This window comes from Dyella sp. (assembly GCF_035685805.1).
GTDB lineage: Bacteria > Pseudomonadota > Gammaproteobacteria > Xanthomonadales > Rhodanobacteraceae > Dyella_A.
Map to the genome: position 1 here is coordinate 20,963 of NZ_DASSAB010000003.1, position 17,809 is coordinate 38,771.

Below are 17,809 nucleotides of genomic sequence, written 5' to 3' on the forward strand. Positions count from 1 at the left end.
CACCCGCGACACCTTGTGCGTTGCCGGCTCCGCCGTGACTGCGCACACTGGCGAACTCATCCGCGGGACGATCGCCTTGGCCGCCGCTGCTTCTCCCACCCGCCTGCGACGTTACCTCGCCGACCGCGACGTGTGGCACGCGGCGGCCGTGAGCGTCGCCGCCCTGCTCGCCAGCGGTGGCCTGATCTGGGTGGGTTACCTGCTGCACGTGCTGCGCATCGCCCGGCACAGCCCGTTGCAGCCGCCGGAGCGCATGATCGTGCTGGTTTTCGGGCGCCGGCTGGAGCGCGACGAGCCCGGCCCGGACTACCGCCACCGCCTCAGCCGGGCGCTGACCCTTGCCCGCGCGCAGCTGGCCGAGCGGCTGTTGCTGCTGGGAGGGCGCAGTGGTACCAGCAGCATCAGCGAGGCCGCGGCGGGCCATCGCTGGCTGCAGCAGCAGGCGTTGCCTGCGCAGGTTCCGGTGCAGCTGGAACACGAGTCCACCGATTCGCTGGAAAACCTGCGTCAGGCGCGGGCGTTGCTGCAGCCCGGCGTCGGCGCCGCGCGCTTCCCGCCGGTCGCCCTGGTGACCAGCCGCTACCACCTTGCCCGCTGCCAGTTGCTGGCCCGCCGACTGGGTTTCCACGGCGTGCCGGTGGCGGCGGAGCCGAGTCTGAGCTGGAGTCCGCGGCAGGTGCGCTTGTTGTTGCTGGAGTCGGCGTACGTGATGTGGATCGACCTGGGCGTGCGCTGGGCGCAGTTGATCGGCCACCACCGCATGGCCGGACGTATACGCTGATCCGCGGCAGTGGCGCCGCGCCGGATCCGCCGGCCTCTTGTTAAGCTTCCGGCCTTCATGCACACGAGTGGTCGAATCATGAGCGAGCAGGCCGATCGCGCCGAATCCTTCCTGCGCGGTCTTCAGGACCGCATCTGCGCGGCGGTCGAGGCGGCGGACGGCTCCGCGCGCTTTGCCGAGGACGCCTGGACCCGCGAGGGCGGCGGCGGTGGCCGCACCCGCGTGCTCCGCGAGGGCGCGGTGTTCGAGCAGGCCGGCGTGAACTTCTCGCACACGCTGGGCAAGACGTTGCCGCCGGCTGCCACCGCGCGCAAGCCCGAGCTGGCCGGCAGCCCCTACATGGCGGCGAGCGTGTCGCTGGTGTTGCATCCGCGCAATCCGTACGTGCCGACCAGCCACGCCAACGTGCGCTACTTCGAGGCCACCCGACCTGACGGCGAGGTGGTGTGGTGGTTCGGCGGCGGGTTCGATCTGACTCCGTTCTACCCGTTCGACGAGGATGTAAAGCACTGGCACGGCGTGGCGCGCGACCTGTGCGTGCCGTTCGGGCCCGAGGTCTATGGCCGCTTCAAGCGCGCATGCGACGAGTATTTCTATCTCAAGCATCGCGGCGAGACGCGTGGCGTCGGTGGACTGTTCTACGACGACCTCACCGAGGGCGGATTCGAGCAGTGCTTTGCGTTCACGCAGGCGGTGGGCCAGGGCTTCATCGACGCGTACATCCCGATCGTCGAGCGCCGCAAGCACACGGCCTACGGCGAACGCGAGCGGGCCTTCCAGCTGTACCGGCGGGGACGTTACGTGGAGTTCAACCTGGTCTACGACCGGGGCACGCTGTTCGGCCTGCAGTCGGGCGGGCGCACCGAGTCGATCCTGATGAGCCTGCCGCCGCAGGTGCGGTTCGAGTACGACTATCGTCCCGCGCCGGGCAGTGAAGAAGCGCGCCTGGCGGACTACCTGGTGCCGCGCGACTGGGCGTGACCGTGGCTGCTCAGGGGTCTGCCGGCGGGCACCGCCAGAGCGGCGCCGGCCCGGCCGGCGAGACATCGCCATCCGGCCGGTCGGCGTCCGCGCTGTCGTGATCTGATCAGGGCGTCGCGCCGCTGAACTTCACCGGCGTGGCGCCCTTCACCGGCCCGATCTGCGCGGTGTCGCTGACCTGCAGCACCACCTCGCGGCGGAAATCCAGCGTGCCCTGCACCACCGCGTGCGGGCCGATCACCACGTGCGGCGTGCGCTGGTGGCCGAGGTGGAACCAGCCGCCGGGCTTGTCCACCACGATCCCGCCCTCCACGCGCGAGTCGGCGCCCACCGTGATGTCGCCGGCCACCGTGCCCAGGCCGCCGGCGACGTGGGCGGCATCGAGGCTGATCGAGCCGTTGACGTTGGACGCGTGCCCGCCGACCTCCGCACCGCGATCGAGCCGGATGCTGCCGTTGACGGCCTCCACCTTGCCCGAGACCTGGCTGCCGGCGCCCAGGGTGATGGCGCCGTTGACGGTGCCGATCTCGCGCGCATGCGCTTTCTCGCCCAACTCCACGGCGCCGTTGACCGTGCTTGCCTCGCGCACGGTGGCGCCGTCCTGCACCCGCACCGCGCCGTTGACCGTGCTCACGTCGCCGGCGCTCTGGCCGGTTTCCACGGTGACGCTGCCGTTGACCTTGTCGATGCTGTCCTGCGCAGAGGCAGCCAGTGGCAGGGCGAGGATGAGGGCGAAAGCGAGCAGATGACGGCGCATGGTGGACTCCTTGGCATGGATGGGAATGGCGACCGGCGCGCCAATCCGTGGAAGACAACATCAGCTCGGATGCCGCCGCCGCCGCCGGGGTTTAGCGTGACCTCTGGCAGGGCCGCATTTGACGGTCGCGGCGGCGCCCTGCACCATTTTCCTTTTCCACTGCGATGCCCCTGCCATGCACAAAGTCGTCCTGATCCGCCACGGCCAGTCTCAGTGGAACCTCGAAAACCGATTCAGCGGCTGGGCCGACGTCGACCTCACCGAGCAGGGCATTGCCGAGGCCAGGGAAGCCGGTGCGCTGCTGAAGTCGGCCGGTTACCAGTTCGATGTGGCGCACACGTCGGTGCTCAAGCGCTGCGTGCGCACCCTCTGGGGCGTGCAGGAGTCGCTCGACCAGATGTGGATCCCGGTGTTGACCGACTGGCGTCTCAACGAGCGCCACTACGGCGCACTCACCGGGCTCAACAAGGCTGAAACGGCCGCCAGGTTCGGCGAGGAGCAGGTGAAGATCTGGCGGCGCAGTTACGACACCCCGCCGCCGGCGCTGGAGCGTGCGGCGAACGAGGCCCTGCACGACCCCCGCTACGCTGCGCTCGATCCGGCCCAGATCCCGGATACCGAATGCCTCAAGGACACCGTGGCGCGCGTGTTGCCCTACTGGCACGAGGTACTGGCGCCGGCAATCCGCAGCGGCCAACGGGTACTGGTGGTGGCGCACGGCAACTCGATGCGGGCGCTGGTGAAATACCTGGACCAGATCTCCGACGAGGAGATCGTCGGCGTGAACATCCCCAACGGCATCCCGCTGGTCTACGAGTTCGACGAGAACCTGCGTCCGCTCGGACATCAGTACCTCGGCGACGCCGAGGCGATTGCCGCGAAAATGGCCGCGGTGGCCAATCAGGGCAAGGCGAAGTAGCCGGCGGATGACAGCCGTCACTCGCGACGCGTGCCTTCCGGCCCTCGTGCCACATGGGGCGCCGGATTACTCTGGATCGACCTTCCGTCGGGACACTGCGCGATGACGCCACACGTTACGCCGCTCATGATCATGGTTCCGCTGATCGCTTTCGTGATCTGGCGGCGCATCCGCACCCAGTTCGGTCGGCAGCCGATCCAGCGCGGGCGCATGACCGCGCGCATCGCGATCTTCGCCGCCATCGGCGTGCTGATGGGCCTGGGCGGGCTGCACAACCCGCTTTTGCTGGAGGGACTGGCCGGCGGCGTGCTGGGGGGCGCGCTGCTCGGGCTCGCCGGGCTGCGCCTGACCCGCTTCGAGCGGCGCGAGGACGGCAGCGACGGCTACATTCCCAATCCGTGGATCGGCGCACTGCTTACCGTGCTGCTGATCGGACGGCTAGCCTGGCGCCTGCTGGTGATCATGCCGCAGATGCAGCAGGCCGAAGCCGGTGCACACGCGGTGCCCGCGTTCGGCAACAGCCCGCTTACGCTGGCCCTGTTCGGACTGCTGGTGGGCTATTACGTGGCCTACTTCAGTGGCCTGCTGGTTCACCACCGGCGCTTCGAGCGGGCGCAGGCGGCGGTGCAGGCGAGCAACTGAGAGGCTCACAGCGCGTCGTTGTCGATCTCGCCGGTGCGGATCCGGATCACCTGCTCGAGCGGGCTGACGAAGATCTTGCCGTCGCCGATCTTGCCCGTCCGCGCGGCCTGCTGGATCGCATCGATCACGCGCTCGAGCTGCTCGTCGGCCACGGCCACCTCCAGCTTGATCTTGGGCAGGAAGTCGACCACGTACTCTGCACCGCGGTAGAGTTCGGTGTGGCCCTTCTGGCGGCCGAAGCCCTTGACCTCGCTGACCGTGATGCCCTGCACTCCGGCTTCGGCAAGCGCCTCGCGCACGTCGTCGAGTTTGAAAGGCTTGATCACCGCCGATACCAGCTTCATGGACGCTCCTGTTGACGCACGCTGGCAAAATGGCCAGCGCGGCGCGCCATTTTGCGCCGGAATACAAGCAGCTGTCGCCCTGCAACCGCCCGTGTAGGAAAATGCCTACAAACTCTGAGGGAGCCCACCGATGGCGTCTGCACAACGCGTTTACCTAGACTTCATGTCGACGAGTTCGAGGTGCTATCCATGATGGATAGGCAGGATATCGATCAAATTGCCCTGCGACTTGTTTCGTTGGTGCCGCCAGGATTGGCTCAAGCGCATCAGGATTTGCGAACCAACTTTCACGACGTCCTGGCGCAGGGATTGCGCCACCTTGATCTGGTCACCCGCGAAGAGTTCGACGTCCAGACCCAGCTTTTGGCGCGCACCCGCGCAAAGGTCGAGGCACTGGAAAAGCGCATCGCCGAGTTGGAGACGATGGCCGCTGTTCGCGGATCTTAGGCACCGACGTCTCCCGGGAGCCGCCCCCGACCTGTCACCCTCACCCCGAGAACGGTCGGGGGCGGTTATTTATGCGTCTTTGATCGGAGCTGCTGCATGCGCTCGTCATCCAGCCTCCGTCCTCTCCTTGCCACTCTGGCTGCCCGGTCGCCCGCATGAGCCTGGCCGTTACATTGAGTCGCGCACAGGAAGGTGTGACCGCACCGCAGGTAATGGTGGAAGTGCATCTCTCCGGGGGTCTGCCGGGCACCAACATCGTGGGCCTGCCTGAAGCGGCCGTACGCGAGGCGCGCGACCGCGTGCGGGTAGCCATCCAGAACACCGCCTTCAACTATCCCGACCGCAAGGTCACGGTGAATCTCGCTCCGGCGGAATTGCCCAAGGATGGCGGGCGCTTCGATCTCGCCATCGCCCTCGGGATTCTCGCTGCCGGCGGACAGGTGCCGCGCGAAAAACTCGACGATTGCGAGTTCCTCGGCGAGCTTGCCCTGTCCGGCGCCATCCGGGGTGTATCCGGCGTACTGCCGGCGCTGCTGCGTGCACGCGCCCGCGGTCGCCGCGTGGTGGTGCCGCTGGCCAACGCGGCCGAGGCCGCGCTGGTGCCCGATGTCGACGTGATGGTGGCCGACTCGCTGGCCGAGGTCTGCGGCTGGTTGCACAACGCGTCCAGCCTGAGCGCGCCGGCGCATTGCGACGCGGTCGATCGTGCAAGCGGCGGCCCCGACATGAGCGATGTGCGGGGTCAGCTCCAGGCCCGCCGTGCGCTGGAGATCGCGGCAGTCGGCGGGCACCACCTGCTGTTGATCGGTCCGCCGGGCACCGGCAAGACCATGCTGGCTGAACGCCTGCCCGGCATCATGCCGCCACTGAGCGAGTCCGAGGCGCTGGAGACCTGCGCGATCCTGTCGGTGACGGGGCAACCGGTCGACCTGACGCAGTGGCGACAGCGCCCGTTTCGGGCGCCTCACCACATCGCGTCCGCGGTGGCTCTGGTCGGCGGTGGGTCGTACCCGCGCCCGGGCGAGATCTCGCTGGCCCACAACGGCGTGCTGTTCCTCGACGAGCTGCCCGAGTTCAGCCGCCACGTGCTCGAAGTGCTGCGCGAGCCGCTGGAGTCGGGGCAGATCATGATTTCGCGGGCCGCGCGGCAGTCGAGCTTCCCGGCGCAGTTCCAGCTGATCGGCGCCATGAATCCTTGTCCCTGCGGCTATGCGGGGGACCCGCGACAGCGCTGCCAGTGCACGCCGGACCAGATCCAGCGTTACCGTGGCCGGATCTCCGGGCCGCTGCTGGACCGGATCGATCTGAGTGTGGAGGTACCACGCGTGCCGCTGGCGGAACTGGGTGCGCCGCGCACCGAGCGTGACGAGGATTCCGCCACGGTGCGCGCCCGCGTGATCCGGGCCCGTGACTACGCATTGCAGCGCGCCGGACGCGCCAATGCCGAGATCAACACGCGTGAGCTGGAACGCGACTGCGCGCTCGGCGCAGCGGAACGGCGGTGGTTCGAGGCCGCGCTGGAACGCCTTGCCATGTCGGCGCGGGCATATCACCGGGTTTTGCGGGTGGCCCGCACGATTGCGGACCTCGATGGCGGCGCCGCGCTGCTCGATCGCTCGCATCTGGCCGAGGCGCTGCAGTACCGGCGCTTCTGAGGAGCCATTTCTGTACCGGCCGGTATTGACTGGGCTGTCGCCCCTGCTATATTTGAACCCGTCGGTTCGCTAAAGCGCCGACCCCGCGCCCCGGTATCGGTCTCCCCCTCCCGCCGATACCGGGGCGATCTTTTCTCCCTTCCTTTCCTTCGACTTGCCTGCCGCCCGGGTGGACGCCGGCCGATGCGCGTGCTCCGATGGAGCGCTGCACGATCTGGGAGTCGCATGAATATGGAACTCGGCCTGTTGCTCACCGGCCTTCTGGGAACGGGGTTCCTCGCGCAGTGGCTGGCATGGCGGGTAAAGTTGCCGGCGATCCTGTTTCTGCTGCTCGCCGGCATCGTGCTGGGACCGGTGGCCGGCATCGTCGCGCCGGACCGACTGCTGGGGCCGCTGCTGTTTCCGATGGTGTCGCTGGCCGTGGCGCTGATCCTGTTCGAAGGCAGCCTGAGCCTGCGCTTTGCCGAATTGCGCGGCATCGGCCGTGCGGTGCGCGGCCTGGTCAGCTACGGAGCGGTGGTTGCGGTGTTGCTGCTGGCAGCGGCCGCTCGACTGCTCGCCGGCCTCAGCTGGGACATCGCGCTGCTGTTCGGCGCGCTGACCTGTGTCACCGGACCCACGGTGATCGCGCCCATGCTGCGCACGCTGCGCCCGAACGCCCGTATCGCCAGCGCACTGCGCTGGGAAGGCATCGTGATCGACCCGCTCGGCGCATTGTTCGCCGTACTCATTTACGAGGCGATCATCTCGCGGCAGCAGGGCCACACGATCGCGATCTTTCTGGGCACCATCTTTTGTGGCGTGGTTGCCGGCGCCGTGGCGGCCGCGGTGCTGGCGCAAATGCTGCGCCGCCAGCTGATACCGGAATACCTGCAGAACTTCGGCACTCTCGCGGCCGTGCTGCTGAGCTTCAGCCTGTCGAATGCGGTTGCCCATGAATCGGGCTTGCTGGCGGTAACCATCATGGGCATCGCGCTGGGCAACATGCGCGGCGTGCACGTGGACGACATCCTGGACTTCAAGGAGCACCTCACCACGCTGCTGGTGTCGAGCCTGTTCATCCTGCTCGCCGCTCGCCTGCCGTGGCCGCTGCCGCCGGGCATGCTGATGGCGGGGCTTGGCATCCTGCTGGCATCGCAGCTGGTGATCCGGCCGTTGACGGTGGCGATCGCCACCGCGGGAAGCAGCTTGTCCTGGCGTGAGCGGGCACTGATCGCCTGGGTGGCGCCGCGCGGCATTGTGGCGGCGGCGGTCTCCGCGCTGTTCGCGCTGCGCCTCGGCGCGCTCGGGTTGCCCGGCGCGGAGGCGCTGGTGCCCCTGGTGTTCATCCTGATCATCGGCACCGTGGTGCTGCAGAGCGCCACGGCGCGGCCCCTGGCGAGCTGGCTGAAGGTAGCGGAGCCGGAGCCGCGCGGTGTGCTGGTGTTTGGTGCCGACATCGTGGCCCGGGCGGTGGCCAAGGCGCTGCACGAGGCGGGTGTGCGCGTGCTGCTGGCGGACGACGACTGGGAGGGCATCCGCACCGCGCGGATGGACGGGCTGCCGACGTTCTTCGGCAACCCGGCCTCCACTCACGCCGAGCGGCACCTGGACCTCACCGGCATCGGCCGACTGTTGGCGATGTCCACGCATCGCGAGCGCAACTCGCTCGCCTGCCTGCACTATCGCGAGGAATTCGGGCGCGGCAAGGTCTACCGGTTGCGCAACCTGGCACCGCAGGACAGCACCGACCGCGCTTCGCTGGCGGAAAGCCTGCTGGCGCCACCGCTGTTCGAGGACGGCATGACCCATGGCCGCTTTGCGGAGCTGCTCGGCGCCGGCTGGCGAATCAAGTCGACCCGGCTCACGCCCGCTTTCGACTGGCCGCAGTTCATCGAGCAGTACGGGTCGGGCGCGATCCTGCTTTTCGGCATCGAGGAGCGCGGAGCGCTGCGGGTGGTATCGACCAAGCGGGAGGTGGAGCCGCGCTCGGGCTGGCTGGTGATTGCCCTGGTTCCGGCGCAGCCCAGCGAGTGAGCTGCCACCGGGAGCGCTGCGCATACGCAGCGCTCCCGGTGCTGTTGCCGGGCTCAGGCCGCAGCGTGCTTGAACTGGGCCTCTTCGGTGGAGCCGGTCAGCGCGGTGGTCGAGGACTGTCCCTGCTGGATCGCCTGGGTCACCTGGTCGAAGTAGCCGGTGCCGACCTCGCGCTGGTGCTTGACCGCCGTGAAGCCACGATCGGCAGCGGCAAACTCCTTCTCCTGCAGCTCCACGAATGCGCTCATCTGGCGGCGCGCGTAGCCGTGGGCCAGGTCGAACATGCCGTAGTTGAGGCTGTGGAAGCCGGCAAGCGTGATGAACTGGAACTTGTAACCCATCGCGCCGAGTTCCTTCTGGAACTTCGCGATGGTGGCGTCGTCCAGGTTCTTCTTCCAGTTGAAGCTGGGCGAGCAGTTGTAGGCCAGCAGCTTGCCGGGGTATTTCGCATGGATGGCTTCGGCGAATTTGCGGGCGTCGTCCAGGTTCGGCTTGCTGGTTTCGCACCAGATCAGGTCGGCGTACGGCGCGTAGGCCAAGCCGCGGCTGATCGCCTGGTCCAGGCCCGGCTTGACCCGGAAGAAGCCCTCCACCGTGCGCTCGCCGGTGATGAACGGGCGATCGTTCGGATCGATGTCCGAGGTGAGCAGGTCGGCGGCGTCCGCATCGGTGCGCGCCACCAGCAGGGTCGGCACGCCGCAGACGTCTGCGGCCAGCCGCGCGGCATTGAGCTTGTCCACCGCCTCGCGGGTCGGCACCAGCACCTTGCCGCCCATGTGGCCGCACTTCTTCACCGAGGCCAGCTGGTCCTCGAAGTGCACGCCGGCGGCGCCCGCCTCGATCATGGCCTTCATCAGCTCGAAGGCATTGAGCACGCCGCCGAAGCCGGCCTCGGCGTCGGCCACGATCGGTACCAGCCAATCGGTGCTGTCGTTGCCTTCGGCGTGATGCAGCTGGTCGGCGCGCAGCAGCGTGTTGTTGATGCGCTTGACCACCAGCGGGACCGAGTTGGCCGGATAAAGCGACTGGTCCGGGTACATCTCACCGGCCACGTTGGCGTCCGCAGCCACCTGCCAGCCCGAGAGGTAGATCGCCTGCAGCCCGGCCTTCACCTGCTGCATCGCCTGGTTGCCGGTCAGCGCGCCCAGCGCGTTGACGAAGTCTTCCTTGTGCAGCGACTTCCACAGCCGCTCGGCGCCGCGGCGGGCCAGCGTGTGCTCGACGCCGACGGTGCCGCGCAGGCGCACCACGTCGTCGGCGGTGTAATTACGCTGCACGCCGCTCCAGCGGGTGTTGTTGCTCCAGTCGAGCGAAATCTGTTCGGCAGTCGGCAGGGTATTTTTCATGGTCGTGCTCCAAAGCATGAGGATCGCGGGGCAGGTGGGGTCGGTCAGAGCTGGTCGTAGGCGGGCAGGGTCAGGAAATCGGCCAGCTGGTCGTCGTGGGTCAGCGCCGAGAGCAGCGCTGCGGCCGCATCGGCCTTGGCGGCACCGGGATGGGTGCTTTCGCGCAACCTGTGCGTGTGCGCCGCCAGCGCCTGATCGAACAAGGCAAAGTCGATCGGCGCGTGGTCGGTGAACTCCACGCCGCCGTGATGCAGCCACTGCCAAAGCTGCGCGCGGGCAATTTCTGCGGTGGCGGCGTCTTCCATCAGGTGATGGATCGGCACACAGCCCAGCCCGTCCAGCCAGGCGGCGGTGTAGCGCAGCGCCACTTCGACGTTGTTGTCGAAGCCGGCGCGGCTGATCGAGCCCGCGCATGGCGCCAGCAGCTGGCATCGGCCGACCGCGACGTCCTCGCGCAGCCGCCCGAGCTGGTTCGGCCCCGGCATGTGTTCGTCGAAGATGGCCTGCGCTACCGGCACCAGCGCCGGATGCGCCACCCAGGTGCCGTCGTGGCCGGCCTGCACTTCGCGCAGCTTGTCCGCGCGCACCTTGGCCATGGCGGCGGCGTTGGCTTCCTCGTCGCCCTTGATCGGGATCTGCGCCGCCATGCCGCCCATCGCGAACGCGCCGCGGCGGTGGCAGGTCTGGATCAGCAGTTCCGAGTACGCCTTCAGGAACGGCACCGTCATCACCACCTGGCTCCGCTCCGGCAGCAGCCGGTCGCGATGTCCGCGCAGGGTCTTGAGGTAGGAGAAGATGTAGTCCCAGCGGCCGCAGTTGAGTCCCACCACGCGCCGACGCAGCGCATGCAGGATCTCGTGCATCTGGAACACCGCCGGCAGCGTCTCGATCAGCACCGTGGCCTTCATGCAGCCGGCGGGAAGATCGAGCTCGGCTTCGGCCAGCGCCATGACGTCGTCCCACAGCGCGGCCTCTTCCATCGCCTCGAGCTTGGGCAGGTAGAAGTACGGTCCGCGCTGGTGCGCGTGCAGCAGGTGCGCGTTGTGGAACGCAAACAGGCCGAAATCCACCAGCGCGCCGGCCATCACCTGGTCGTCCACCACCACGTGCCGCTCGGGCAGGTGCCAGCCGCGCGGACGCACCACCAGCACCGCGGTCTCACCGGCGAGCTCGTAGCGCTTGCCCTCGCGCGAGGTGTAGCTGATCGATCCGTTGGCGGCGTCGCGCAGGTTGACCTGCCCGTCGAGCTGATTGCGGAAGCTCGGCGCCGACGAATCCTCGAAGTCGGCCATGAACACTTTCGCGCCAGAGTTCAGCGCATTGATGATCATCTTGCGCTCGACCGGACCGGTGATCTCCACGCGGCGGTCGCGCAGCGCCTCGGGAATCGGCGCGACGCGCCAGTCGCCGGTGCGGATCGAGGCCGTGTCGGCGCGAAAATCGGGCAGCGTGCCGGCATCGTAACGGGCCTGCCGTGTCGCGCGGGCCTGCAGCAGCTGCTGGCGGCGCGGTTCGGCAAACCGGTGCAGCCGGGCCAGAAATGCCAGCGCGGCCGGGGTGAGGATCTCCTCGTAGCCGGTGCTGTCGGCGTAGATCTGCACCGGGTCCTTCTGCAGGCGTTCCTTGGGTACGGCCATGACTTTCGCTCCGCCTCGGGTGGAGCGCCAAACTAGGACTGGCTGATATGCTTTGACAAAGCAAATGTTTCAATTTTTGACATTGATAATACCAATGTCCTTTTCAATACATTGAATGTAAAGACCTTTGCATGGCGCCCCCGGCCCGAAAATCGAGTGGAAAGTCGTCTTCGGGCGCCGTACGCAAGCGTACAGGGGGCGTGAAGGAGGCCGCCGATCCTGCGCGCTTCTACTACAAGGGCAGTCGTCAGAAGCAGCTGCGGGCGTTCGTGGCGACGGTGAAACTCGGCACGCTGACGCGGGCGGCAGAGTCGCTCTACCTGTCCCAGCCGTCGATCAGCCTGCAGCTGCAGGCGCTGGAACGCGATCTGGGCGTGGCGCTGATGGAGCGCAACCGGCGCCGCATCAACCTGACCGACGCCGGCGAAGCGCTGTACGAGCTGGCCCGGCCATTGGTCGAAGGGTGGGAGAACCTCGATCGGGATTTCCAGGCCCGGGTGAAGGGCCTGCACGCGGGGCGGCTGGTGATCGCCGCCGGCACCTCGACCATCCAGTACCTGCTGCCGGAGCTGGTGCGTCGCTACCGCGAGCAGTACCCGGCCGTGCAACTGCAGCTGGCCAACGTCACCGGCAAGGACGGCATGGCGATGCTGCGCGAGGACAAGGCCGACTTTGCGGTCGGCTCCATGCTGGACGTGCCCAACGACATCGCCTGGGCGCCGATCTACCACTACGACCCCATGCTGATCACCCCGCTGGATCATCCGCTGGCGCGCAAGGTCGACCTCACCCTGGAGGATCTTTCGCCCTACGGACTGATCCTGCCGCCACAGCGGTTGTCCACCTACCGGCTGGTGGACCTGGTGTTCCAGCAGCGCCAGGTGCCCTACCAGGTCGCCATCGAGGTCGGCGGCTGGGACGTGATCAAGGAGTACGTGGCGATGGGGCTGGGGATCTCGATCGTCACCGGCATCTGCATCACCGCGGCCGACCGCGCACGCCTGGCGGTGCGCAACATGAAGCAGTACTTCCCCCAGCGCGCCTACGGCGTGGTGATGCGCAAGGGCAAGTTCCTGGGCGCCGAGGCGCGCGCCTTCATCGACCTGATCCGCCCGGGCCTGCTGACCCACCGCGACTACGACCAGCCGGGCCACTCCGAGCGTTGATGTTCAATCGTCGACGTCGTGATGCCTGCCGCGGTAGCCGCGGAACAGGGCGCGGATGCGCGCCATGGCGACCTCGTCGCGCTCGTCCTCACCCAGGATCACCGGCTGCCCCAGCGTGAAGCTCTTGCTCGGGTAGTCGATGAACACCGGCAGGATCGGCACGTTCGCCGCATGCGCTATCCGCAGGAACCCGCTCTTCCACTGCGTGACCCTGCGCCGCGTGCCCTCCGGCGTGATGCCCAGCCACATCCGCTCCTGCCGGGCGAACCGCGCCGCCATCTGCTGCACGATGTCGGTGGCGGCGCCGCGGTCGATCGGGATCAGGCCGAGCGGGCGCAGGATGATCCCCAGCGGGCTGTCGAGCAGCTCGCGCTTGATCATGATCGAGATGTCGATCCCCAGGCCCACCTTCATCAGCAGGCCCCACACGCCATCCCAGTTGCTCGAATGCGGTGCCCCGATCACCACCAGCTTGGCCAGGTTCGGCAGCTCGCCGCGGAGCTGCCAGCCGCCCAGTCGCAGCAGTCCACGGCACAGCCACGGCCAGAACCGGTTGCGGATACGCGGCGCCTGCGGCGGCAGCGGCGGCACCACCGGCCTCATTCGTGCGTGCCCGGCTTGCCGCGGCCCTGCTTGATGCGGCTGCGCAGCTGCTTGCCGGCGAGGCGGCGTTCCCTGGAGCCGCGGGTGGGCTTGGTGGGCACGCGCTTCTTCGGTGGTACCAGCACACCGCGGATGATCTCCGCCAGGCGCTCGCGCACATCGTCGCGATTGCGGCCCTGGTCGCGGAAGCGCCGGCCCTGGATCACCAGCACGCCATCGTCGGTGAGGCGGCGATCCCGCCGCGACAGCAGCCGCTCGCGCACGGCGTCGGGCAGGCTGGGCGAGCGCACCACGTCGAAGCGAAGCTCCACCGCGCTCTCGGTGCGGTTCACGTGCTGCCCGCCCGGACCGTCCGCACGCAGGAAGCGTTCGACAAGCTCGGCGTCGGGAATGGCGAGAGTGCGGCTGATCGTCAACATGGCGCGCAGTGTAGGCGACCGGCGCAAACCGGCGAAGGCGCACTGCGCCATTGCAGGGCCGGCCACCGGATCGACATCACAGGGGGCTGGCCGGCCAGCCGAAGCGCGTGAGCAGCGCACTGAACGCCTCGTCCAGCGGTGCCTCGATCGCAAGCGGCTCGCCGCTCACCGGGTGACGCAGGGTGATGCGCCGCGCGTGCAGCAGCATGCGGTGGCAGCCGAAGTGCTGCTTGTACAGGCGGTTGTGGTCGCCGCGGCCGTGCTGGCAGTCGCCGATGATCGGGTGGTGGATGTGCGCCATGTGCTTGCGGATCTGCCGGAACCGCCCGGTCTCCGGCTCCGCTGCCACCAGTGCATAGCGCTGCTGCGGATAGCGCCCCAGCGCAATCGGCACCTCCACCGTGGCGAGCCGGCGGTAGTGCGTGCGTGCCTCGCGTCGCGGGCCGGTCTCGCGCGAGCCGGGCAGCGGGTAGTCGATCAGCGCCTCGACCGGCTCCGGCCAGCCGCGCACCACGGCGAGATATTGCTTGCGCACGTCGCGCCCCATGAACTGCTCGCCCAGCGCGCTGGCCACCTCGCTGGAGCGCGCGATCAGCAGCACGCCGCTGGTGGCGCGATCGAGGCGGTGCGCCAGGTACACGTTGCCGCCGATCTGCTCGCGCAGCAGGTCGATCAGGAATTCCTCCGCGTTGCCGACCATCTTGGAGCGATGCACGGCCAGGCCCGCGGGCTTGTTCACCGCGATCAGGGCATCGTCCTGGTAGAGGATCTCGATCATGCATTCCTGGGGATGCGGCAGGCGCCCGCGCGCGGACGATGTCCTGATTTCGATAACGATTCAGAGCGACCGGCATCGCCCGCAAGCAGGCTCTGGCCGGAAGTCAGCGGCGGCGAGGCCAGGTGACCGCAAAGGCGAGCAGTCCCGCCACGGCGGCGGCCAGCGGCGGCCAGATGCCTTGCTGCGGCGCCAGCGTCCACAGCAGCGTGGCGCCGATCAGCAGGGCACCGCCGAGCAGCGCACCGCCGAGCAGCCGTAGCTGGCGCCGGGCGATATCCGCCTGCAGCACCAGCGCGAGCGGGTCGCTGACGCTGCGCATCTCGCCGCGCCCGGCCTGGCGCAGCGCATCGCGCACCAGATCGGGCAACTGCGGCGCGGCGTGGATCCACTCGGGCAGGCGCTTGCGTGCTTCCTTCAGGGTGCGGCGCAGGCTGTAGCGCTCGCGCAGGATGCGCTCGAGCACCGGGTGCGCCACCGCCCAGATGTCGATATCCGGGTCGAGCATGCGCCCGACGCCTTCGATGTTGAGCAGGGTCTTCTGCAGCAGGATCAGCTGCGGCTGCAGGGTCAGCTCGAACTTCTGCGCGGTGCGGAACAGCTTGACCACCAGCTCGGCGATGGAGATCTGCGACAGCGGCCGGGTGAAGTACGGCTCGCACACCGTGCGCACCGCCGCGGCCAGCTCGTCCACGCGCATGCTGGCGGGCATCCAGCCGGCGTCGATGTGCAGCTGGGCGATGCGCTGGTAGTCGCGCTCGAACAGCGCGATGAAGTTCTGCGCCAGCCAGTACTGGTCGGCCTCCGGCAGCGAACCCATGATGCCGAAGTCGAGCGCGATGAAGCGCGGATCGTCCTTGCGCGTGAGGTCCACCCACACGTTGCCGGGATGCGCGTCGGCATGGAAAAAGTTGTCGCGGAACACCTGCTCGTAGAACACCCGCACGCCCTTTACGGCGAGCGCCTTGCGGTCGACGCCGGCCGCGTCGATCGCCGCCACGTCGTCGCAGCTCACGCCATACACGCGCTCGAGCGTGAGCACGCCGTCGGTGGTCAGGTCCCACTCCACCGCCGGCACGTACATGTCCACGCCGCTGGCGAAATTGCGCTTGAGCAGGCTTGCGCTGGCGCCTTCGCGCTGCAGGTCGAGCTCGTTCTCGAGCATCTTCTCGACCTCGGCCACCACTTCCAGCGGGCGGATCTTGTCGGCGTTCGGATGCCAACGGTTCACCAGTTCGCCCAGCGAGCGCAGCAGCGCCACGTCGTTGGCGATGCGCCTGGCGATGCCCGGGCGCAGCACCTTGACCACCACCTCGCGACCGTCGTGCAGGGTGGCCGCATGCACCTGGGCGATCGAGGCGGAGGCCAGCGCGGTTTCATCGAAGCGGGTGAACAGCGTGGTGACCGACTGCTTGAGTTCGCGCTCGACGACCGCACGCGCTTCGCTGCCGGGGAACGGCGGCACCTGGTCCTGCAGCAGTGCCAGTTCGTCGGCAATGTCCGCGGGTATCAGGTCGCGGCGGGTCGACAGCACCTGCCCGGCCTTGACGAAGATCGGGCCCAGCTCGGTCATCGCGCCACGCAGGCGGGCGCCGCGCGAGAGCGAGGCCACGTCCGGTCGCGGCGTGCCGAACAACGGCCGCACCAGCTTGAGCGGACGGAACAGGTGGGCGGTCTCGACGATCTCGTCCAGCCGCCACGCCAGCAGTACCGAAGCTACCCGCAGCAGCCGCGGGAACACCGACAGCCGCCTCATGCGGCCGGCCCCTGAAGACGCTGCTGCAGTCGCGCCAGGCGTGCCTCCAGCCGATCGCTGCGCTCGCGCAGGGCGTCCACGCCGTCGAGGAAATCGTCCACCTCGCCCGGGCCCATCACCAGTTGCGCCTCGTCACGCGCCCAGTCGGCGCCGTCTTCGGCCAGATGTGCGGCGGTGTCCCTGGCATGGCCAAGCCCGCTGCGGATCGCGCGCGCCAGCGGCACGCCGAGCACGTCGCCGAAGCTGCGCGCGAACGCCTCCTCGAAATCCGGGGCGAAGCGGCTGGCCAGTTTCTCCAGCCGCCGGGCGAGATCGGCGTCGCCGGCGATCTCGACCTTGCCGGGCGCCACGCCGTCGCCGCCACGCCGCAGCAGCATGCCGAGCAGGCTGCCCGGCGTGGCGGCCACGCGCAGCTGGCTGTCATCCGCCGGCGGACTGACCTGCAACCGGCCGCCCTGCACGGCGACCGCAAGCGCGAGTTCCGGCCCGCGCAGGTGCAGCTGCACCGTCCGGCCATCGAGTGCGCGCAGCGCCTGCTGGGTGTCGGGGTCGAGCGACAGCGTGTGGTTGAGCGCCGTCTCCAGTGCGCGGCCGGCGAGGCGGCGCAGCGGCAGAGGCAGCCAGGCGTTGGGAGTGGTCGCAGTCATCGGCCGATTGTAGCGGTCGCCGCGCGGCCACGGCGGTGCGGTCAATTGCCGTTGACGAAGGGGCGCGTCGACGCCGCCCGACTACGCCAGCGCTGCCGCCCCGGCGAACCCGCACTGCCGCCACGCCTCGTAGACGGCGATCGCCACGGTATTGGAGAGGTTGAGGCTGCGGCTCTCGGCAAGCATCGGCAGGCGCAGGCGCTGCGGCACCGGAATCGCCTCCAGTACCTCCGCCGGCAGCCCGGCCGTCTCGCAGCCGAACAGCAGCGCGTCACCGGGCGCGAAGCGTGCCTCCACGTGCGCAGTGCGGCCGCGGGTGGAGAACGCGAACACTCGCGGCTGGCCGATCGCCGCCAGGCAGCCGGCGAGATCATCGTGCACCGCCAGGCGGGCGTACTCGTGGTAGTCCAGGCCGGCGCGCCGCAGCCGCGCGTCGTCCAGCGTGAATCCCAGCGGCCGGATCAGGTGCAGCGTGGCGCCGGTGTTGGCGCACAGCCGGATCACGTTGCCGGTGTTGGGTGGAATCTCGGGGCGGAACAGGATGACGTGGAACATCGGCGCATTATCGCCGCGATCGAGGCCAATGCGCTTGGGCGAACGCGCGCTGCGGCGCCCGATACGCCGCCGCCCTCAACTCAGCCTTGCTGGCGGGGGCAGAACACGCCATCGGGGGGCAGGGCGCAGCCGGCCGCCGGCGCGACCAATGCGCTACCGAGCACCGGCGCCGTGACGCCCGCGGCAGCCAGGCGGACCGATGGCGGAGTCTGGATCAGCATCGCGCCGACGATCAGCCCGCTGACGGTGAGGCAGGCAACAAACAGGCAGCGCAGCAGCAGCGATTCGAATTTCATGGGGTGTCTCCTTGCGTGACCAGGGCGGGATGTCCGTGCCGCTACTCTCGCAAGCGCCGTGCCAGCG

At 68.7% G+C, this 17,809-nt stretch carries 19 protein-coding genes; 8 read left to right on the forward strand and 11 right to left on the reverse strand.

The window, feature by feature from the left end:
- The first annotated feature begins 34 nt into the window (after positions 1-34).
- Positions 35-781 carry a YdcF family protein gene (locus VFG40_RS00270; protein WP_324893663.1) on the forward strand — a complete coding sequence of 249 codons (747 nt, stop codon included), beginning with the start codon at positions 35-37 and terminating at the stop codon, positions 779-781.
- A gap of 78 nt (positions 782-859) precedes the next feature.
- Positions 860-1,762, forward strand: a complete 903-nt coding sequence (hemF, locus tag VFG40_RS00275) for an oxygen-dependent coproporphyrinogen oxidase (protein WP_324893665.1) — start codon at positions 860-862, stop codon at positions 1,760-1,762.
- A 106-nt stretch (positions 1,763-1,868) separates the two neighbouring features.
- On the opposite strand, the gene VFG40_RS00280 is transcribed toward hemF, so the two are convergent.
- Positions 1,869-2,519, reverse strand: coding sequence for a DUF4097 family beta strand repeat-containing protein (locus VFG40_RS00280; protein ID WP_324893667.1), 651 nt, complete (start codon positions 2,517-2,519; stop codon positions 1,869-1,871).
- Between the two features lie 175 nt (positions 2,520-2,694).
- Between VFG40_RS00280 and gpmA the strand changes: the two genes are divergently transcribed.
- Together gpmA and VFG40_RS00290 are read left to right on the forward strand one after the other, a co-directional pair.
- The gene (gene gpmA, locus VFG40_RS00285) at positions 2,695-3,438 is read left to right on the forward strand and encodes a 2,3-diphosphoglycerate-dependent phosphoglycerate mutase (RefSeq protein ID WP_324893669.1); all 744 of its coding nucleotides are present in this window, start codon (positions 2,695-2,697) and stop codon (positions 3,436-3,438) included.
- Between the two features lie 102 nt (positions 3,439-3,540).
- Positions 3,541-4,080, forward strand: coding sequence for a CcdC protein domain-containing protein (locus tag VFG40_RS00290; protein ID WP_525931235.1), 540 nt, complete (start codon positions 3,541-3,543; stop codon positions 4,078-4,080).
- Between the two features lie 5 nt (positions 4,081-4,085).
- Here VFG40_RS00290 and glnK read toward each other — a convergent pair whose 3' ends face one another.
- Entirely contained in the window at positions 4,086-4,424 is a 339-nt protein-coding gene (glnK, locus tag VFG40_RS00295) for a P-II family nitrogen regulator (protein WP_324893673.1), read from the reverse strand.
- A gap of 189 nt (positions 4,425-4,613) precedes the next feature.
- On the opposite strand from glnK, the gene VFG40_RS00300 reads away from it, so the two are divergent.
- The 3 genes from VFG40_RS00300 to VFG40_RS00310 all read left to right on the forward strand — a co-directional run bounded on the left by VFG40_RS00300 (position 4,614) and on the right by VFG40_RS00310 (position 8,542).
- Positions 4,614-4,871 carry an accessory factor UbiK family protein gene (locus VFG40_RS00300; protein ID WP_324893675.1) on the forward strand — a complete coding sequence of 86 codons (258 nt, stop codon included), beginning with the start codon at positions 4,614-4,616 and terminating at the stop codon, positions 4,869-4,871.
- Between the two features lie 155 nt (positions 4,872-5,026).
- On the forward strand, positions 5,027-6,526 hold the full coding sequence (locus tag VFG40_RS00305; RefSeq protein WP_324893677.1) for a YifB family Mg chelatase-like AAA ATPase: 1,500 nt from the start codon (positions 5,027-5,029) through the stop codon (positions 6,524-6,526).
- Between the two features lie 225 nt (positions 6,527-6,751).
- Positions 6,752-8,542, forward strand: a complete 1,791-nt coding sequence (locus tag VFG40_RS00310) for a cation:proton antiporter (RefSeq protein ID WP_324893679.1) — start codon at positions 6,752-6,754, stop codon at positions 8,540-8,542.
- A 53-nt stretch (positions 8,543-8,595) separates the two neighbouring features.
- Here the strand turns inward: VFG40_RS00310 and aceA are convergent, their stop codons facing one another.
- Positions 8,596-9,888 carry an isocitrate lyase gene (aceA, locus tag VFG40_RS00315; RefSeq protein WP_324893681.1) on the reverse strand — a complete coding sequence of 431 codons (1,293 nt, stop codon included), beginning with the start codon at positions 9,886-9,888 and terminating at the stop codon, positions 8,596-8,598.
- 44 nt (positions 9,889-9,932) lie between these two features.
- Entirely contained in the window at positions 9,933-11,525 is a 1,593-nt protein-coding gene (aceB, locus tag VFG40_RS00320; RefSeq protein ID WP_324893683.1) for a malate synthase A, read from the reverse strand.
- A 131-nt stretch (positions 11,526-11,656) separates the two neighbouring features.
- On the opposite strand from aceB, the gene VFG40_RS00325 reads away from it, so the two are divergent.
- On the forward strand, positions 11,657-12,691 hold the full coding sequence (locus VFG40_RS00325) for a LysR family transcriptional regulator (protein WP_414649221.1): 1,035 nt from the start codon (positions 11,657-11,659) through the stop codon (positions 12,689-12,691).
- Between the two features lie 3 nt (positions 12,692-12,694).
- On the opposite strand, the gene VFG40_RS00330 is transcribed toward VFG40_RS00325, so the two are convergent.
- The 7 genes from VFG40_RS00330 to VFG40_RS00360 all read right to left on the reverse strand — a co-directional run bounded on the left by VFG40_RS00330 (position 12,695) and on the right by VFG40_RS00360 (position 17,742).
- Positions 12,695-13,282, reverse strand: a complete 588-nt coding sequence (locus tag VFG40_RS00330; RefSeq protein ID WP_324893687.1) for a 1-acyl-sn-glycerol-3-phosphate acyltransferase — start codon at positions 13,280-13,282, stop codon at positions 12,695-12,697.
- 8 nt (positions 13,283-13,290) lie between these two features.
- Entirely contained in the window at positions 13,291-13,713 is a 423-nt protein-coding gene (gene arfB / locus VFG40_RS00335; RefSeq protein ID WP_324893689.1) for an alternative ribosome rescue aminoacyl-tRNA hydrolase ArfB, read from the reverse strand.
- 76 nt (positions 13,714-13,789) lie between these two features.
- Positions 13,790-14,491, reverse strand: a complete 702-nt coding sequence (locus tag VFG40_RS00340; RefSeq protein WP_324893691.1) for a pseudouridine synthase — start codon at positions 14,489-14,491, stop codon at positions 13,790-13,792.
- Between the two features lie 103 nt (positions 14,492-14,594).
- A complete protein-coding gene (gene ubiB, locus VFG40_RS00345; RefSeq protein ID WP_324893693.1) occupies positions 14,595-16,244 on the reverse strand; it encodes a ubiquinone biosynthesis regulatory protein kinase UbiB in 1,650 nt (549 codons plus the stop codon).
- Positions 16,241-16,891, reverse strand: a complete 651-nt coding sequence (locus VFG40_RS00350) for a ubiquinone biosynthesis accessory factor UbiJ (protein ID WP_324893695.1) — start codon at positions 16,889-16,891, stop codon at positions 16,241-16,243. The genes ubiB and VFG40_RS00350 overlap by 4 nt, the downstream gene beginning before the upstream one ends.
- An 81-nt stretch (positions 16,892-16,972) precedes the next feature.
- Complete coding sequence (locus VFG40_RS00355) at positions 16,973-17,446, reverse strand: tRNA (cytidine(34)-2'-O)-methyltransferase (RefSeq protein ID WP_324893697.1); 474 nt, start codon at positions 17,444-17,446, stop codon at positions 16,973-16,975.
- Between the two features lie 80 nt (positions 17,447-17,526).
- On the reverse strand, positions 17,527-17,742 hold the full coding sequence (locus tag VFG40_RS00360) for a hypothetical protein (protein ID WP_324893699.1): 216 nt from the start codon (positions 17,740-17,742) through the stop codon (positions 17,527-17,529).
- Positions 17,743-17,809: the final 67 nt, after the last annotated feature.

What these genes read in the sequence shown, in the direction of transcription:
- hemF (WP_324893665.1), top strand. Translation starts at nt 860, where the DNA reads ATGAGCGAGCAGGCCGATCGCGCCGAATCCTTCCTGCGCGGTCTTCAG.
- VFG40_RS00280 (WP_324893667.1), bottom strand. Translation starts at nt 2,519, where the DNA reads ATGCGCCGTCATCTGCTCGCTTTCGCCCTCATCCTCGCCCTGCCACTG.
- gpmA (WP_324893669.1), top strand. Translation starts at nt 2,695, where the DNA reads ATGCACAAAGTCGTCCTGATCCGCCACGGCCAGTCTCAGTGGAACCTC.
- VFG40_RS00290 (WP_525931235.1), top strand. Translation starts at nt 3,541, where the DNA reads ATGACGCCACACGTTACGCCGCTCATGATCATGGTTCCGCTGATCGCT.
- glnK (WP_324893673.1), bottom strand. Translation starts at nt 4,424, where the DNA reads ATGAAGCTGGTATCGGCGGTGATCAAGCCTTTCAAACTCGACGACGTG.
- VFG40_RS00300 (WP_324893675.1), top strand. Translation starts at nt 4,614, where the DNA reads ATGATGGATAGGCAGGATATCGATCAAATTGCCCTGCGACTTGTTTCG.
- VFG40_RS00305 (WP_324893677.1), top strand. Translation starts at nt 5,027, where the DNA reads ATGAGCCTGGCCGTTACATTGAGTCGCGCACAGGAAGGTGTGACCGCA.
- VFG40_RS00310 (WP_324893679.1), top strand. Translation starts at nt 6,752, where the DNA reads ATGAATATGGAACTCGGCCTGTTGCTCACCGGCCTTCTGGGAACGGGG.
- aceA (WP_324893681.1), bottom strand. Translation starts at nt 9,888, where the DNA reads ATGAAAAATACCCTGCCGACTGCCGAACAGATTTCGCTCGACTGGAGC.
- aceB (WP_324893683.1), bottom strand. Translation starts at nt 11,525, where the DNA reads ATGGCCGTACCCAAGGAACGCCTGCAGAAGGACCCGGTGCAGATCTAC.
- VFG40_RS00325 (WP_414649221.1), top strand. Translation starts at nt 11,657, where the DNA reads ATGGCGCCCCCGGCCCGAAAATCGAGTGGAAAGTCGTCTTCGGGCGCC.
- arfB (WP_324893689.1), bottom strand. Translation starts at nt 13,713, where the DNA reads ATGTTGACGATCAGCCGCACTCTCGCCATTCCCGACGCCGAGCTTGTC.
- VFG40_RS00340 (WP_324893691.1), bottom strand. Translation starts at nt 14,491, where the DNA reads ATGATCGAGATCCTCTACCAGGACGATGCCCTGATCGCGGTGAACAAG.
- ubiB (WP_324893693.1), bottom strand. Translation starts at nt 16,244, where the DNA reads ATGAGGCGGCTGTCGGTGTTCCCGCGGCTGCTGCGGGTAGCTTCGGTA.
- VFG40_RS00350 (WP_324893695.1), bottom strand. Translation starts at nt 16,891, where the DNA reads ATGACTGCGACCACTCCCAACGCCTGGCTGCCTCTGCCGCTGCGCCGC.
- VFG40_RS00355 (WP_324893697.1), bottom strand. Translation starts at nt 17,446, where the DNA reads ATGTTCCACGTCATCCTGTTCCGCCCCGAGATTCCACCCAACACCGGC.
- VFG40_RS00360 (WP_324893699.1), bottom strand. Translation starts at nt 17,742, where the DNA reads ATGAAATTCGAATCGCTGCTGCTGCGCTGCCTGTTTGTTGCCTGCCTC.